At 44.0% G+C, this 17,026-nt stretch carries 12 protein-coding genes and 1 tRNA gene; 7 read left to right on the top strand and 6 right to left on the bottom strand.

What is annotated here, in order from left to right; genetic code table 11:
* Positions 1–19 precede the first annotated feature (19 nt).
* Entirely contained in the window at positions 20–475 is a 456-nt protein-coding gene (locus H6571_11150; protein ID MCB9324281.1) for a sterol desaturase family protein, read from the top strand.
* Between the two features lie 185 nt (positions 476–660).
* Here the strand turns inward: H6571_11150 and H6571_11145 are convergent, their stop codons facing one another.
* Positions 661–1,683 (bottom strand): LLM class flavin-dependent oxidoreductase, encoded by a 1,023-nt coding sequence (locus H6571_11145; protein MCB9324280.1) that lies wholly within the window; start codon positions 1,681–1,683, stop codon positions 661–663.
* Positions 1,684–2,142: 459 nt separating this feature from the next.
* Between H6571_11145 and H6571_11140 the strand changes: the two genes are divergently transcribed.
* Together H6571_11140 and H6571_11135 are read left to right on the top strand one after the other, a co-directional pair.
* The gene (locus tag H6571_11140) at positions 2,143–2,799 is read left to right on the top strand and encodes an Abi family protein (protein ID MCB9324279.1); all 657 of its coding nucleotides are present in this window, start codon (positions 2,143–2,145) and stop codon (positions 2,797–2,799) included.
* Positions 2,694–3,071, top strand: coding sequence for an Abi family protein (locus H6571_11135; GenBank protein MCB9324278.1), 378 nt, complete (start codon positions 2,694–2,696; stop codon positions 3,069–3,071). The genes H6571_11140 and H6571_11135 overlap by 106 nt, the downstream gene beginning before the upstream one ends.
* A 107-nt stretch (positions 3,072–3,178) precedes the next feature.
* Here the strand turns inward: H6571_11135 and H6571_11130 are convergent.
* The 4 genes from H6571_11130 to H6571_11115 all read right to left on the bottom strand — a co-directional run bounded on the left by H6571_11130 (position 3,179) and on the right by H6571_11115 (position 5,145).
* Positions 3,179–3,252: transfer RNA gene (locus tag H6571_11130), tRNA-Ala, on the bottom strand.
* Between the two features lie 218 nt (positions 3,253–3,470).
* On the bottom strand, positions 3,471–4,097 hold the full coding sequence (gene rsmG, locus H6571_11125) for a 16S rRNA (guanine(527)-N(7))-methyltransferase RsmG (GenBank protein ID MCB9324277.1): 627 nt from the start codon (positions 4,095–4,097) through the stop codon (positions 3,471–3,473).
* Between the two features lie 133 nt (positions 4,098–4,230).
* On the bottom strand, positions 4,231–4,911 hold the full coding sequence (locus tag H6571_11120) for an RNA pseudouridine synthase (GenBank protein ID MCB9324276.1): 681 nt from the start codon (positions 4,909–4,911) through the stop codon (positions 4,231–4,233).
* Between the two features lie 60 nt (positions 4,912–4,971).
* Positions 4,972–5,145: a hypothetical protein gene (locus tag H6571_11115; protein ID MCB9324275.1), complete on the bottom strand. Its 174-nt coding sequence runs from the start codon at positions 5,143–5,145 to the stop codon at positions 4,972–4,974.
* 356 nt (positions 5,146–5,501) lie between these two features.
* On the opposite strand from H6571_11115, the gene H6571_11110 reads away from it, so the two are divergent.
* The 3 genes from H6571_11110 (at position 5,502) to htpG (ending at position 12,697) form a co-directional block, all read left to right on the top strand.
* Complete coding sequence (locus H6571_11110; GenBank protein MCB9324274.1) at positions 5,502–8,567, top strand: DUF2723 domain-containing protein; 3,066 nt, start codon at positions 5,502–5,504, stop codon at positions 8,565–8,567.
* A 148-nt stretch (positions 8,568–8,715) separates the two neighbouring features.
* On the top strand, positions 8,716–10,314 hold the full coding sequence (locus tag H6571_11105) for a M28 family peptidase (protein MCB9324273.1): 1,599 nt from the start codon (positions 8,716–8,718) through the stop codon (positions 10,312–10,314).
* A 514-nt stretch (positions 10,315–10,828) separates the two neighbouring features.
* Positions 10,829–12,697, top strand: coding sequence for a molecular chaperone HtpG (gene htpG, locus H6571_11100; GenBank protein MCB9324272.1), 1,869 nt, complete (start codon positions 10,829–10,831; stop codon positions 12,695–12,697).
* A gap of 876 nt (positions 12,698–13,573) precedes the next feature.
* Here htpG and rlmN read toward each other — a convergent pair.
* Positions 13,574–14,626 carry a 23S rRNA (adenine(2503)-C(2))-methyltransferase RlmN gene (rlmN, locus tag H6571_11095; GenBank protein ID MCB9324271.1) on the bottom strand — a complete coding sequence of 351 codons (1,053 nt, stop codon included), beginning with the start codon at positions 14,624–14,626 and terminating at the stop codon, positions 13,574–13,576.
* 314 nt (positions 14,627–14,940) lie between these two features.
* Between rlmN and H6571_11090 the strand changes: the two genes are divergently transcribed.
* On the top strand, positions 14,941–16,863 hold the full coding sequence (locus H6571_11090; GenBank protein MCB9324270.1) for an AAA family ATPase: 1,923 nt from the start codon (positions 14,941–14,943) through the stop codon (positions 16,861–16,863).
* The last annotated feature ends 163 nt before the right edge of the window (positions 16,864–17,026 follow it).

Here is a 17,026-nt window from a genome sequence, read left to right as displayed (position 1 = left end):
AAAAAAAAATACAGTATTTATGAACGTATTGATCTTTTTATTGACTTTTTTGGGCATGGAGTTTGTGGCCTGGTTTACCCATAAATACGTCATGCACGGACTGTTATGGACGCTGCACCTTGACCATCACGATAAAAGCAATGCCCATCCTATTTTTGAACGCAATGATGCTTTCTTCCTGATCTTTGCCACACCGGGCATCACTTGTATCATCCTGGGGTCCTTTTTTGGGGTGCCATTTTGTTTACCGATCGGATTAGGAATCACCGCTTATGGATTTTGTTATTTCCTGGTGCATGACGTTTTTATCCACCAAAGGCTGAAATGGCTCAGAAAGTCGAACAATATTTATTTTCGGGCGATTCGCAGGGCACACAAAGTGCACCACAAACACCTGGGCAAAGAAGACGGAGAGTGTTTTGGCATGCTGATCGTGCCCTGGAAGTACTTCAAAGCCGAATTGAATAAAGGATAATACCCGGCAATCCAAACAAATAAACCATCCCCTCCTGCTACTGTTGTGGTAGCATTGTGATACCCTTGGAAAGTTGGGTTTATAAGTTATGAAAACAGATCTACTTTAAACAAGCAAAGCCTGTATGCGATGAGTATGCGGGCTTTTGTTTTTTAATTTTCCAGGATACAAATGCGTGATGGGTGTTATTTATTCACCAAAGGCGATACCCGTGTTCCAATCAGCTCAATAGCTTTCATCAGCTTTTCATGTGGCAACCCGGCATCCATCTGGAAGGTAAACCTGGAGATCCCGCCCAGGGCTTCACTATGGCGAAGGATTTTTGCGGCTACTTCTTCCGGGCTTCCGACGACCAGGGCGCCCAGGTCATCATTCTGGGCATCGAACCCGGCGCGGGTCACGGGAGCAAATCCCCGCTCTTTCCCGATTTTGGTAAACATCTCAGCATACCCCGGGTAATAATCAGCGATGGCTTCTTCTGAGGTGTTGGCCACATACCCCAGGGAGTGCAATCCGACTTTTAGTTGCTCCGGCGCGTACCCGGCCATCGCTCCGGCTTGCCGGTAAGCGTCTATGAGGGGACGGAAACGGTGCGTCTGCCCACCGATGATGGCTACCATAAGCGGGAGTCCCAGCATGCCCGCACGGACGAAGGATGCGGGGGTACCACCGACGCCTATCCAAACGGGCAAAGGATCTTGCAAGGGGCGGGGATAAACAGGCTGGTTGTGAAGGGCAGGACGAAATTTCCCCGACCAGGTGACGATTTCATTGTCGCGGATCGCCAGTAAGAGTTCCAGTTTTTCGGTAAACAGCGCATCATACTCCTGGAGATTCAGCCCAAACAACGGGAAAGATTCTGTAAAGGAACCCCGGCCCACCACCATTTCGGCCCTGCCCCGGGAAATCAGATCCAAAGTGGAGAATTGTTGAAACACCCTTACCGGGTCGGCTGCACTGAGCACGGTCACGGCACTGGTCAGCCGGATGCGTTTCGTCCGGGCAGCCGCAGCGGCCAGGATCATGGGGGAGGCGGAATCCAAAAATTCTTTTCGGTAATGTTCCCCCAGTCCGAAAACATCAAGCCCCACTTCATCTGCATAAGCTATCCTGTCGATCAGCTCTCCCAATGCGTTCATGTTATGTACCGCAACGGGTTCGCCCTTGTGCAAAGGTGCGGCGGCAAAACTATCGATACCTATTTCTATGGGCATTTTATCGTTTACTTTAACGGTGAGTTGCAAAGAAAACCTTTTAATTTCTAAACCCCAATTTACCTCCAAAACAAAAAGGTCTTTCCTATCAAAGGAGAAGCCTTTATTTACTGAGCAGTGAATTTTCAAAATAACTTAAAAAACAATAAATTAACTTACGTTTAAATAAAGAAGCCGAATGGATGCCATATTTCAATGAACAAAAAGAAAGAGTGCAAGCACTTAGAGCAGCGACTGACAAGATAATAAGGAGGTAATTCAAACGGTTTACGAATTATATGGATTGACAGTGGAGGGAATTGTTATAGTTGAAGGCGGGAGGTTAATTTTTTCATTTGACTTTTAGAGGAATTACTTTTATCTTTGCTTCATCAATACCCGCCTCGCCTCTGGCTTCGGTCATGCGCATTTTTGGCGGGTTTTCTGTTTTTATACCCTACGCCTTTTGAAAACATGGAAAAGAAACTATACACCAAATTACCAAAAACCTTTGAAGACCAGGTTAACCTATTAAAACAAAGAGGGCTTACTATTCCAAATGAGGAAAAAGCTAAAAAGGTATTAGCGAATATTAGTTACAATAGACTAAGTGCATATTGGTATCCGATTTTAAAAGACCCGAAAGAGGAAGAGCTATTTAAGGAAGGAGCCAATTTTGAAACTGCCTTTCATTTCTATCAGTTTGACAGCGAATTAAGAATCCTCACTTTTCATGCTATTGAACAAATTGAAATAGCTGTCAGAACACAGATCATTTATCATTTATCTCATAAATATAAATCAGGTTTCTGGTATGAAAAGCCAGAGGCCTTTTCAAGTTATCCGGCTTATATTTTAGTTTTGAATAAAGTGTCCTATGGGATTCAAGAAACCAAACAGGAGTTTATCAAAAAGTATAAGAAAAAATATATCCAATTTTTACCTCCCGCCTGGAAGAGTTTCGAAATAATTTCCTTTCGAACTTTATATTCTATCTATAAAAATTTAAAAGATACAAAAGACAAATTAGCAATCATTTTGGCGTCCATCATTCTGTATTTATTTCATGGATGGATACATTGGTTTATATTCGGAATATTTGTGCCCATCATAGTCGATTATGGAATATAAAACTTACTATTTCTCCAACTTGGATTAAGTCTCCTAGGAGTGCATGGGTAAACCGTTGGGAGAATGAAGAGAAAAATAAAATAACAAATGACAAAGAATTAAAAATTTATGCAGCGATGTGCCTTCTTACTTATTTATTAGATCATATAAACCCTTATCATAAATTTAAAAAAGACCTAAAGGGATTAATCAAAAAATATCCTGAAATAGATATTGCACATATGGGATTTCCTAAAAATTGGGAATTGGAGGAATTATGGCAAGAAGGGTGAATTTGGGTTTCATTTAGCATTTCAATCCAAAACATCCTCTATATTAGCCTCTTAAAGAAAAACCCCTTGCAAGTAATGACCTGCAAGGGGTTTGAAAAATTAAGTTGTGGAGCTAAGGGGAGTCGAACCCCTGACCTCTTGACTGCCAGTCAAGCACTCTAGCCAACTGAGCTATAGCCCCGGAGAAATTTAAAACTTTAGTTTTAAATTCTAGAGTCAAAATCCAGAAAACAAAGCTCAAAATTAATGTTTATTCGCTGTCTTTTGAATTTCGGAAAGCAAAAATACAACTTATTTTAAAATATAAAACAGGTTTTTGAAATAAATAGCGCTTTGGATAACTTTAGGGGCATATTTTATGAAACGGGATCCCCCATTTGTCAAGTGATCCAGGGGCGTTTACCGCTGCACATACACCATCACCTTTTCTTCGAAAAAGGGTTCCGGAAAAATTTTGTCGATCGGCCAGACCTCTGTGTAACTGCGTTTGGGTAGGGCTTTGATCTCTTTTTTTACATCCCCGCCTTTCAGGGTGATGAGGCCGTTGGGCAGTCCGTGTTTTTGCTCATCGTGGACCAGCCGAAGGCTCCAGAAGTAGAGCTTGTCAAGGGTGGTCACAGCACGACAAACGACGAAGTCGAACTTTTGTTTGAGTTCTTCCGCACGGGCATGAATGGCTGTCACATTTTCAAGCCCCAACGCTTTTACCACCTCATTGACCACCAGGATTTTCTTTTTGGTTCCGTCCACCAGGGTAAACCTGGCTTCGGGAAAAAGAATAGCCAGTGGAATGCCCGGCATCCCACCACCTGTGCCCAGGTCAAGCACCTCCGTTTTGGGTTTGAAATTTACCTTTTTGGCAATAGCCAGGGAATGCAGTACGTGGTGAGGGTAAAGGTTATCGATATCCTTCCTTGAAATGACATTGATGTTTTGATTCCATTCCCGGTAAAGATCTTCCAGCTGATCGAATTGTTCTTTTTGATGGTCAGTCAGGTCCGGGAAGTATTTTAAAATGATGTCGATATTAGCCACGAATGTTTTTTTAATGAGAGAATGTTTTTAATGCGAGAATATGAGGAGGTATCCAGGCGCTAAACCAAACATGTTGGTAGTTTTTTTTTGAACAGGTTCATTATAAAAAAACGTCCACCGTCCACTAAATCACTCCCTTTTCCCGAAATGCGTTCCAGATGACCTCGTCGGCCGGTTCGGCAACAATGGATTCTATCTCTCCCGATACAGGGTGAATGAATTCGAGTTGGCGGGCGTGGAGGTGGATGGAGCGGTCTTTGTTTCCCCTTCGGGCGCCGTATTTTACATCTCCTTTAACCGGACATCCAATAGCCGCCAACTGTGCCCTGATCTGATGGTGTCGACCACTTTCGAGGGAGATTTCCAGCAAATGATATCGTTCTATACTGCCGAGTAGTTTGTAGCGCATTGAGCTTTGTTTGCTTCCCGCCTGTTCCTTATCGTCGGCAAAGCTGATATTTTTTTTGCTGTTTTTGATGACAAAATGCTCGAGGGTGTCTTCCTCTTTGGGCGGTTTCTCCTGTACGACGGCCCAATACGTCTTTTTCAGTTGCCGGGTTTTAAACTGCTCGTTCAGAAAAACAAGCGCCCCGGAAGTTTTGGCGAACAGCACCACGCCACTTACCGGCCGGTCGATCCGATGCACAAGATGCAGCTTTGATTTGGTATAAATCTCGCCCAGTTCAAGCATGGATTTGTCTCCGGTGGTGTCTGCCTGAACGGGAATGCCTGCCGGTTTGTTAAAAGCGATCAGCTGGTTGTTTTTGTACAAAACCAGTTCGCCAATATTCAATTGTTCCGTCATGAGGAATGTCGTTTTTTAATTATATCTGCTGTGAAACCGGGGTTTGCAAAGCAGCAGCGTTCAATCAATCTCTTCGAAGTCGATGTAATCATCGTCATCAGCTTTTCCTGAATTGGAGTGGTTTTTACGGTTGAGATTACCATCGTTATTTTTATCCTCTCCCGGAGGAAGGGCTATATATCTTTTGTATACAAAATAGCCCAACAAAATAGCCAGTGCCCATTTTAAAAACATAACGCTTAATTTAATCGTGATTAATGGTCAGCCTCAAAATTACGCATTTCGGCTTCGAAAAACGGAAACTGACCTTTTTTTTACCTTAAACCTGCCATAAGGGAGTTAAAAACGATGTTTTTTATCCAAATGCCCTCTAGTGGTGTGGAAAAATACCTAAATTCGCGGACAGGAATAACAATAAATTGCCCATAAGTGAAACATGAATGTTCTTTTTTTGCCATTCCAGGCGTTAAAGTAAAGCGCTTTTATCCAAAAAGAGATTTTCAATCGTTAATGGACTTGAAAATAATTTTTTACTTTTGCAAATCTTTAGGTCTAATCGGACCAATGACTATAACAAGCAAACCTATTCAATGAATTCATCTAACAGAATCCATAAATTGACCGGATGGCTCGTATTTGCGATCGCCATGGTTGTATATTTTTTCTCGGCAGAACGCACAGGAAGTCTCTGGGATTGCGGAGAATTTATTCTCGGAGCCTATAAGCTCGAGGTGGTACACCCGCCGGGGGCGCCAATTTTCCTGCTGATCGGAAGATTATTTACCTGGGTAGCCACCCTGGTTTCAGACAATCCCGAGGACATTGCTTTTTCCATCAATTTAATGTCCGGTATCTGTACGGCCTTTGCCGCCATGTTTATTAGCCGGATCACTGAAATGTTCGGAAAACTCACCCTGGTAGGGAGAGAAGGGAAACTGGATAAAGCACAGACCATTGCTTCTGCTGCTGCAGGACTTGTCGCCGGCTTGTCTACTGCTTTTGCCACGTCCATCTGGTTTTCAGCCGTGGAAGGTGAGGTTTACGCCATGTCTACTTTTTTTACCACGCTGACCTTATGGTCAATGATGAAATGGTACACCCTGCCTGACGAACTGGAAACCGACCGCTGGCTGATCTTTACCGTCTTTGCCGCAGGCCTTTCCATTGGAGTTCACTTGCTGAGTTTGCTGACCTTCCCTGCACTGGCATTGCTTTATTATTTCAAAAAATATGAAGACCATACTTTAAAAGGGATTTTAGCGGCTATGGGATTAGGAGTCGTTGCTATTGTATTTATACAAAAAGTGATCATTGCAGGGATCCCGGCATTGTGGAAAAACTTAGAATTGTTGACCGTCAATGGTTTTGGAATGCCATTCAATTCAGGTTTATTGCCGGCCATTCTTATCATAGGAGGGATTACTGTGGGAGGGCTCTATATGGCGCATAAAAACAAAAGCCAGCTGTTACAATACGCCATGGTGAGTATTATTTTGTTGGTAACCTCTTATGCAACCGTAGGCGTTATTGTCGTCAGAGCCAATGCTGAAACTCCCGTCAATATGAACGACCCGTCAGATGCCATGCGTCTGTTGCCTTACCTCAACCGGGAACAATACGGCGATCGTTCCCTATTGAGAGGACCACAATTTACGGCCAGCCCTACAGGAACGGACATCCAGGATCGTTATGGAAGAGAAGGCGATCGTTATGCTTACACTGAATATAAAATATCACTGGAATACAATAACCGTGACAAGGTTTTTTTTCCACGTATGTGGGATAATTCACAGGGCCGTCCAGACCTCTACAAACAATGGATGGGCCTCGATCCGCAAAAACCACTGCCTTCCGGAAGGCCTAATTTTATTGACAATATTGGATTTTTCATTAATTATCAGTTAGGCTGGATGTACTGGCGTTATTTTATGTGGAACTTCTCCGGCCGTCAGAACGGCGCTCAGGGATATTATCCATGGGATAAATCAAGCGGACACTGGATCACCGGAATTAAGGCTCTGGATGCTATTCGTTTGGGCAATCAAAGCGAACTCACTGATGCCATGAAAAATGACCAGGGCCGAAATGTCTATTATGCTTTGCCATTTCTTTTTGGACTCCTTGGGTTTTTCTTTCATTTTGCACGAAGGAAAAATGACGCGATTGCAGTTATGATATTGTTTATCATCACAGGTATCGGCATCATAGTTTATTCCAACCAGCCTCCTAATGAACCCCGGGAAAGGGATTACGTACTGGCCGGTTCCATCTTTACCTATTGTATCTGGATCGGGCTGGGAGTATTGTCCATTTTTGAATTCCTGCGGAAGAAGATGAAGAACAATGGCGTAATGCCAGCACTGGTTGCAGGTTTACTGGTGCTTATCGCTCCTGTGTTGATGGGTACCCAGAATTTTGACGATCACAGCCGTAAAGACCATAAAGCGTCCAGAGATTATGCAACCAACTTTCTGAACTCCTGCGAGAAAGATGCGATCATTTTTACTTACGGGGATAATGATACCTACCCGCTCTGGTACGCCCAGGAAGTGGAAGGTATCCGTACCGATGTGCGGGTAGTCAACCTGAGCCTTATTGCTGTGGACTGGTACATTGACCTGTTGAGGAGAAAAGTGAATGATTCTCCACCGATAAAAATGACCATCCCTAGAGAGGCCCTGGCCGGGAAAAAACGGAACCAGGTCTTTTATTACAATCCGGACCAGGCAGAGGACAGGCCGCTTCCTGCCAAGTCGGTATTGGAATTTATCGGGCAGGACCACCCGCTGCCACTGCAAGGGGGGCGGACCATCGATAGTTATTATCCGAGCAAAAAATGGTATATCCCGGTTGATGCAGAGGCCGCGATCAAAAGCGGTGCCATTGAGCGTGGGGATACCAATGTCATGCGTAACATACCCATCCAGCTTTCGGGTAACCAGCTGATCAAAGACGAGATTGCCATTTTGGATATCATCGCTTCGAATCTTTGGGAGCGTCCGGTTTATTTTGCAGTGACCTGTCAGCGTAATAAATTGTTCGGACTCGAAGATTATATGCAGTTGGAAGGCCTCGGTTTGCGTATCATACCTTTGAGAAACCAAAGCGATCTTCAAAATTATGGTATCGTGGGAAGCGGGCGAGTGAATACCGAGAAGCTTTACGATAATGTAATGAACAAGTTCCGATGGGGTAATTTTGACAAGGAAAGACTTTTTGTCGACCGCAGTTACCAGCCCAGCGTTCAGACCATGCAATTGGCAATCAGACGTGCCGCATATCAAATGCTGAGAGAAAACCAGAAAGACAAAGCGGTGAGCCTCACGGATAAATTCTTTGAAGCTTTCCCGGATATGAATTTTGCTTACGACTACCGGACCTGGCCGATGATAGGCGTTTACCTTCAAGCCGACGCTTATGAGAAAGCCAAACCGAAAATTGAAATACTGGCCCGGAATACTGCAGATAACCTCGAGTATTATTTATCCCTGGATGATAGTATTATTGAGTCGAGTTACCGGGCAGAAACCGTACTTTCCTACAATACCATGGAAAGCATTCTGAAGGAAGTTGAGCGTCAGAAAGATGATGAATTCCTTAAGCATTTGCAGGAAATGTTTGCTCCTTATATGGTAGAGGAAGGTGCCAAGGATTAGCAGATAACTGACTAACTCGGTAAGAACTACTCGTTTACTTAAAAAATATTTTTAATTTTAACGCCGATCATCGAAAACTGATGATCGGCGTTTTTTTATATAATGGCCATTTGACCTTTAATCAACAACAAATACGATGAAAAAATTAATGCTCTTTTTAACGTTTACCTTTTCTGTTTTTGGGGTTTATGCACAGCAAGCTGCTGCCGCCAAAGACCAGGCGATTGAGGAAAGAACAGGAAAAGTATCTCAACTCGGAAGACTGGCATCAACCATCACCGTTGATGAACTGACCAGACACCTGACCATCCTCTCCTCTGATGAATTCGAAGGCAGGGAAACCGGTACGGCGGGAGAGGAAAAAGCTAGAAATTATATTGCCGGTATTTTTGAATCCTACGGGTTGCCGCCGGTAGGTGATAACGGTACCTATTTTCAACAATTTTCCTATATCTCTGAAAATTGGGATGATATTTCCCTGAAAATCAACGGAGAACTTATCAACCATTTAGGCGATTTCTTTTCCATTCCTGCCAAAAACAGTGATCTCGAACTCAATACCAACGAGGTAGTCTTCCTGGGGTATGGTATCGACGATGCAAATTATAGTGATTACAAAGGGCAAAAAGTCAATGGAAAGGTGCTGCTTGTTTTTGACGGGGAACCGGACAAAAATGGCATCTATCTGCTATCGGGTTCAAACGAGCCTTCTGAATGGACCACTAATCTTGATAAAAAGCTAAAAGCAGCCAAAGCAAACGGGGCCAAAGCTATTTTTATCATCGCCAATGAATATGAAGCTCAAAAAGCTGACGTTCGCCAGCAAATCGTGGGACGCAGAAAAAAAATGGGCAGAAGTGAAAATGCAGAGGTGAATTATTCCAACAGTTGTGTGATCAATTCGGAACTGGCCAAAAAGATCGCGGGCAGTAGTTTCTCTAAAATAAATAAACTGAAGCAGAAGATCAATAAGAAAGGAAACCCCAGGTCATTGGATATTACAGCAGCGGTTGAATTGGTTCAAAAGAAAAAAGTCAATGAACTCCTGGGAAATAATGTCATCGGGTTTATAGAAGGAACTGATGAAAAACTGAAAAATGAATACGTATTCCTGACGGCTCATTATGACCATATCGGGCAAAAAGGGGAGGATATTTATAACGGAGCAGATGACAATGGCTCAGGAACTTCTTCCCTGCTGGAAATCGCACAGGCCTTTGATGAGGCTAGAGATAACGGCTGGGGGCCACGTAGAAGCGTTGTTGTTATGCTCGTCTCCGGAGAAGAAAAGGGATTATTGGGGTCCAAATATTATGTCGAACACCCGGTATTTCCACTTGAAAACACCATTGTGGATATGAATGTAGATATGGTGGGGCGTGTGGATGAAAAACACCAGGACAATCCCGATTATATTTATGTTATCGGTGCCGACAGGCTGAGTACGGAACTTCACGAAATCAATGAGCAGGCCAACCAGAGGTTTACGCAGTTGGAGCTGGATTATACCTATAATGAAGAAAGCGATCCCAATCGGTACTATTATCGCTCAGATCATTACAATTTTGCAGAAAAGGGCATTCCTGCCATTTTTTATTTCAATGGAACACATGCCGATTATCACCGGGCAACGGATACCATAGAAAAGATAAATTTTGATAAAATGAGCAAAATCGCCCGATTGATTTTCTATACGGCCTGGGACCTGGCCAATAGAGATGAACGCATCAAAGTGGATAAAAAATAATAAAGACAAGAAAAACTTAAAGTGAGTGAGATAGAGGCCAGCTCGATCCCCCCAGAAGAACTGACCTCACTCACTACTTATCAGGCGGGAGCCTGATTTCTTTTTGGGTAAATGTGTTATCGTTTATTGCATTCTTAAAAAATGCAAATAGTTTTTTTATTGGTGCTGAAAGTGTACTGAGTTATTGACATTCGAGGATTCAAAAGAATCGAAAACCAGCTGTTAAAGAAATTAATTTGCTATAGTATAAACGCCTAATGTTAAATAGAAGGAATTTTATTCAAACAATATCTTTAATTAAGCTGCAAGATATATTTTTTTGGTTAAAAAAACAAACCTCTTTCTTCTTTACTTCAATCCGGATGCTTTTTTTAACTCGTTTTTTTTCGCGTGCCGGTGGAAGCGGTACAAATCGTCAGCCTATTGTCTTAAGAAAGGTAAATGTATTGACATTTTGGCAGGGATTGATCCATGGCATAACCTTTGAAGGTACTTAGGCTAAAAACATAAAATTATGCAGAAAGGTAATATTTCGATTCAGGCCGAAAATATTTTCCCGATCATCAAGAAGTTTTTATACTCCGAACATGACATTTTTCTCCGGGAGTTGATTTCCAACGCTATTGATGCGACCAATAAACTAAAAACACTGGCCTCCAAAGGTGAGTTCAAAGGAAAACTTGGAGACACTACTATTGAAGTCAGCGTTGACAAAAAGAAAAAGACCATTACTTTTAAAGATAAAGGTATTGGGATGACGGCAGAAGAGGTGGAAAAGTACCTCAACCAGATGGCCTTTTCAAGTGCCCAGGAATTTCTCGAAAAATATAAGGATGATGCCAATATCATAGGGCATTTTGGTCTTGGATTTTACTCCGCCTTTATGGTGGCCGATAAGGTGGAGGTGTTCACCAAATCTCATAAAAAAGGATCCAAGGCGGTTCATTGGGTTTGTGAAGGAGAACCCGAATACCAGATCGGCGAAGCCGATAAAAAAGACCGCGGAACGGAAATCATTTTACACATAAGTAAGGACAGTAAAGAGTTCCTGGAAGACAACCGCATTGACGAACTTTTGCATAAATATTGTAAGTTCCTTCCGGTACCCATTAAATTTGGCACTAAAACTGAAACGACTTACGAAGGCGAGGGCGACGATGCTAAAGAAATCAAAACCGAAGTTGACAACATCATCAACAATACGGACCCTGCATGGAATAAAAAACCGGCAGATCTTTCCGATGAAGATTACAGGAATTTTTACAATGAGCTGTATCCTTACAGCCAGCCTCCTATGTTCTGGATACACCTCAACGTGGATCATCCCTTCAAGCTGACGGGCATCCTGTATTTTCCGAAGCTGAACAACTCTTTTGAGGTTCAAAAAAACAAGATCCAGTTATATTCCAACCAGGTGTTTGTTACGGATGAAGTTAAGGAGATTGTTCCTGAATTCCTGACCTTGCTCCACGGAGTGATTGACTCGCCCGATATTCCTTTGAATGTTTCGAGGAGTTACCTCCAGGGCGACCCAGAAGTCAGGAAGATCAGCAGTTACATCACCCGAAAAGTGGCTGAAAAACTGAAGAGTCTTTTCAAAAAAGATCGTGAGTCATTTGAAGCAAAATGGGCTGACCTCAACGTGTTTGTAAAGTACGGAATGATTTCCGAAGAAAAATTCTACGATAAAGGAATTGATTTTGCTTTGCTGACCAATACAGAGAAGAAATATTTCACGATCGAAGAATATAAAGAACAGGTCAAAGCCACTCAAACGGATAAGCATGATAAGATCATTATGCTTTATACCAATAATGTGAGCGAACACCATAGCCTGATCAGCGCCTGCCAGGATAAAGGATATGATGTATTGTTGTTTGACAACATCATCGACAATCACTTTATGCAGCAGCTCGAATACAAACTGGGAGATGTGACCTTTGTTCGGGTGGATTCTGATACGGTGGACAACCTGATCCAGAAAGACGAAAACAGAGAATCCGTGCTGAGTGAAGACGAACAAACGGCTGTTAAAACGGTTTTCGAAAGTTTTGTTACGCCAGCCGACGGAACCATTATGCTCAAAGCTATGGGACCCGAAGACCAGCCGGTACAGATCACCCAGCCTGAGTTTATGCGTCGTATGAAGGAGATGCAGCAACTTCAGGGCATGGGCCTCGATGGCTTCCCCGGTACATTCAATGTTGTAGTGAATACCAACCATCCGCTTATCTCCGGTAAACTGATCGGAGAAAAAGACGAAAGCAAACAAAAAGACATTGCAGAATACCTGTACAACCTGGCGTTGTTGAATCAGAATATGCTGAAAGGGCCCAAATTGACAGCTTTCATTAAGCGTAGTATGTCTTTTATGGGGGAATAATGTAGCGATGCCTGTTGATAAAAAGGCACAGGAGCCCGGTGATTGATTTCGCCGGGCTTTTTTTATTGATAAAGGGACTTTTCTTGGGCTAAAAAGTATTATCGGCCGGAGCGTATCGGAGGGCGGCGAGGGACGAGCACAGCAAGGGATGGCAGCGGAAGTATGGAGCGAACAGCCCGGTTCTACCTGGCAACACCAGTTAGACAGGGCCGAACGTAGTGCAGGCATGATGCATGACAAAAGGAAATCTTGGTGGAGAAGGTTTTAGGTGTTTCAGGTGGTTTTGTTTTGGAAATAAGGGACTGTTCAAAGTTCCAGGTTCAAAGCCTGCCTGAAAACATCAGCTACTGTATATGCACAACTTACTTTTTACGGAGGTTAAATTAAATTCAACCCATTTCAGGGTTGTTATTCTTTTTGTTTGACGCAGCATTTCATACTGCGTTATTAAAATTAATGCCCGTTGGGCATTTTATGTAAAAGTTTACCCATTAGTGTATGCCAATACCGTTATTTTCTCAAGCCTATTCCCGACAGGGAATCAACCTGCCTGCCGGCAGGCAGGTGTTAATGGCAATGGATGTAATCCATTGATAAAAAGTACATATATGGCAACCCTGCCTGGCAAAGCCGACGGCAGACAGGCCTGAAATGGGTTGAATACGATCTTCATTCCTCCAAGCATCTATGTATATATGGTAGAAAACATCAGGAGGCAGGTTCTAATGGAGCAATGTTGAACGCAGTGATCATCCCGTACCGATAAGTCGTGGCGACATCCTCGATAAAATTATCGGAATTATTGTTGATTATCAAGGATTTATAATCTCCATGACACAGTTAATTGAACACTCCGGATAGGCCCTCCACCGTCCACTATTCCTTATTGGCCAATTGACCGCAGGCGGCGTCGATGTCTTTGCCGCGGCTTCTTCTTACGGTGATCATAACGCCATGGTCGCGCAGGTATTTTGCAAATTCATTGATCTGGTCTTCCCCCGCTTTGACAAAGTCGAGTCCTTCCACTTTATTGTATTCGATGATATTGACGCGGACCGGAAAGTGTTTGCACAGTTTTAGCAGATTTTTGGCGTCCTGGAAGGTCACATTAAAATCGTTAAAGGCGATGTATTCGTAGCTGATTTTGTTTTTTGTATTTTCATGGAAATAAGTCAGGGCTTCCATGAGTACTTTGAGATTGTTGTGTTCATTGATGGGCATGATCTTGTCCCGCTTGGTATCGTCTGCTGCGTGGAGGGAGAGGGCGAGATTGACCCGCAGGTCGTCATCGGCCATTTTCAGGATCATTTTGGCAATACCGGCGGTGCTGACCGTGATGCGTTTGGGAGACATGCCGAGTCCGGAGGGAGAGGTGATCATTTCAATACTCTTTTTCACTTCCCGATAAGTGAGTAGCGGCTCTCCCATCCCCATATAAACGATATTGGTCAATGGATGTCCAAAGGCTTCGAGGCATTGTTCGTTGACCAGGACCACCTGGTCGTAAATTTCTGCAGCCGTCAGGTTTCGTTGGCGTTCCATCAGTCCGGTGGCGCAAAAGGTACAGCTCAGGCTGCATCCTACCTGGCAGGAGACGCATACTGTATAACGGTTATCATCGGGAACGGGAATCAAAACGGATTCAATCAGGTGTCCGTCGTATAACCTGAAACGGGATTTAATGGTACCGTCATTGCTTTGCTGTACTTTGTCAGAAACAATGGGTAAGATCTCAAAGTGCTCTTCCAATTCCTGCCGTAGTTCTTTGGAAAGATTGGTCATGACCTCAAAAGAAAAAGCACTTTTTTTCCATAACCATTCAAATACCTGTTTGGCACGAAAACGGGCCTGGCCTTTTTCGGTAAACCATGCTTCCAACTCAGGAAGATCAAATTGGCGAATATCTATTTTTGTATGGATTACTGACATTTTGCAAAGGTAATGGACTTTTTTGATACGGAGATGGTTTGTAGGGGTTTCAGAATGTTCCAAGTCCAAATTGTTCAAGGTGAGCGCAGCGAAATCGTACCGCAGGTAGGGGTTGTTCCAGGCTTCAGGAGTTTCAAAGGGTTTGAAAAAACCAGCAACCAGCAACAAGTAACGAGCAACAAGTAACGAGCAACAAGTAACGAGCAACAAGTAACGAGCAACAAGTAACGAGCAACCAGTAGCGAGCAACCAGCAACAAGTAACCAGCAACAAGTAACCAGCAACAAGATTCCAAAAATGTTATCTTTGCGCCCATGACAGATCAGGACAGATACCGACAATTACTGGATGCTACTGAGCTCGAAAGGGCACAGGAGGAAGCATATTTTCGCAGTCTTGGTGCGAATAAATCCCTTAAGGAAAAATCCGATTCAGGTATTTTGTGGTATCCGGTACAGATTATCCAAAAGCACTACACCGTGGGAGAGTATGTAGAAGTGGTGGTGCAACGCACCAAACAAGAGTCGGGCAGGCATCAATTCAGGGTGGGTGCGGGTTGTGTGGTTTTTAGTCATGGGGCCGAAAACCAGGAATTTAGCGGCACCGTCTCTTTTTTGCAGCGCGACAAGATGGGCGTGATCCTGCGGCATGATTTTATTCAAAAAGAACAACTTTTCCAGGAAGGGAATGTCGGGGTAGAACTGGTTTATGACGAAAGGCCCTATAAAGTGATGAAGGCAGCTTTGAAGGAGGTAATAAACAGCCGGGACCCGGTGGTGGTGGCCTTCAGGGAAGGAATTCGCCGGCAGGAACCGATGGATCTTGTGGTATCGGAGGATGAAATGGCCCCCTTGCCCGAAAATTCCCATCTTAACGCCACCCAGGTTGAAGCCGTAAAAGGGTCGCTGGCCGCGGCTCAGATGGGGATCATTCATGGCCCGCCGGGTACGGGAAAAACGACTACCCTGGTGGCGCTGGTCCATGCGCTGAGCAAAGTGGAAAAGCGTATTTTCGTTTGTGCACCTTCGAATAATGCGGTAGATCTACTGGCACGACAGCTTGACGATTTGGGCATCTCCGTCCTGCGGATAGGAAATGTAACCCGAATCGGTGATTCCATTGCGCATCTGACCATAGAGGAAAAAGCACGTAACCATCCCGATTGGAAGCATATCAAAAAAGTGAAGGTGATGGCTGAAGAGGCCAAAAAGCAGGCCTCTGCCTTTAAGCGGAATTTTGGCGCCCAACAGCGACAGGAGAGGCATGATATGTATAAAGAAGCCCGAGAATTAAGAAAATGGGCCCGGGAGTTGGGAGACCGGCTGACGGCAGAAATCATCAACAGCAGTAAAGTCATTGCTACCACTCTGGTGGGGATCAGTGCGCCAGCCCTGGAGGGCATTCGCTGCAATACTTTGGTCATTGATGAGGCTTCCCAAACGCTTGAAGCGGAATGCTGGAATGCCATGCTCCGCGCCCGCAGAGTCATTCTCGCCGGTGATCATTTTCAATTACCTCCTACCATTAAAAGCATGGAGGCTAAAAAAATGGGACTGGATCACACGCTTTTGGAACGTATGTCCGGAGGAATAATACACAGTTACCTGTTGCGGGAACAATACAGGATGAATGATGAAATCCTGGCTTTTTCCAACACGCAGTTTTATGAAGGAAAACTCTATTCCAATATCAAAGTGGCCGGTCACAGGATTAAGTCAGGAGATTCCCCGGTGACTTTAATTGATACCAGCGGTTGTTCGTTTGATGAGGTGTTCAACCCCGGACCAAGGAGCCTTTCCAATCCCGGGGAATATTTTATCCTGAAGGAACACATGCATGTTCACTATGAGGATAAGACTACCGGAAAATACCCCGACCTGGCAGGAATAAGCATCGGCATCATCAGTCCTTATGCGGAGCAGGTGCGTTATATTCAGCAAGAAATCCGCCAGGATACAAGTTTTGCCGGACTGGATATTGAAGTGGATACCATTGACGGTTTTCAGGGACAGGAAAAGGATCTTATTTACATTTGCCTGGTGCGCTCGAATGACAAAGGGGAAATAGGTTTCCTTAAAGACAGTCGCCGCCTCAATGTTGCTTTGACGCGAGCCCGTAAAAAGCTCGTCATCATCGGCGATATGACTACCCTTTCTTCTTTTGAGCTCTTCAATCAACTCTCTGATCATGTTGAAAAACATGGATTGTACCAGTCGGCCTGGGAGTATATGTCGTGAGGGGAAATGGTTCAAGGGGGGCAAGTTGTTCTAATTGTTCAAGTGGAGCGTAGCGACATCGTACCGCAGGTCGGGGTGGTTTCAAGGTTGAGGTTCATTTCTACATTTGGGTCCTGTTTACGGCTCGAAAGGTTTGGGATGTGGCCTGGCTCTAACTACGGCA

Source organism: Lewinellaceae bacterium (assembly GCA_020636105.1).
Classification (GTDB): Bacteria; Bacteroidota; Bacteroidia; order Chitinophagales; family Saprospiraceae; genus BCD1.
This window is presented reverse-complemented; position numbering and strand designations above follow the sequence as displayed.

Bases quoted from the DNA above. Each gene is read 5' to 3' on its own strand.
- H6571_11120 (MCB9324276.1), bottom strand. From the start codon at position 4,911: ATGACGGAACAATTGAATATTGGCGAACTGGTTTTGTACAAAAACAAC.
- H6571_11105 (MCB9324273.1), top strand. From the start codon at position 8,716: ATGCTCTTTTTAACGTTTACCTTTTCTGTTTTTGGGGTTTATGCACAG.
- htpG (MCB9324272.1), top strand. From the start codon at position 10,829: ATGCAGAAAGGTAATATTTCGATTCAGGCCGAAAATATTTTCCCGATC.
- H6571_11090 (MCB9324270.1), top strand. From the start codon at position 14,941: ATGACAGATCAGGACAGATACCGACAATTACTGGATGCTACTGAGCTC.
- rlmN (MCB9324271.1), bottom strand. From the start codon at position 14,626: ATGTCAGTAATCCATACAAAAATAGATATTCGCCAATTTGATCTTCCT.
- H6571_11110 (MCB9324274.1), top strand. From the start codon at position 5,502: ATGAATTCATCTAACAGAATCCATAAATTGACCGGATGGCTCGTATTT.
- H6571_11140 (MCB9324279.1), top strand. From the start codon at position 2,143: ATGGAAAAGAAACTATACACCAAATTACCAAAAACCTTTGAAGACCAG.
- H6571_11150 (MCB9324281.1), top strand. From the start codon at position 20: ATGAACGTATTGATCTTTTTATTGACTTTTTTGGGCATGGAGTTTGTG.
- H6571_11115 (MCB9324275.1), bottom strand. From the start codon at position 5,145: ATGTTTTTAAAATGGGCACTGGCTATTTTGTTGGGCTATTTTGTATAC.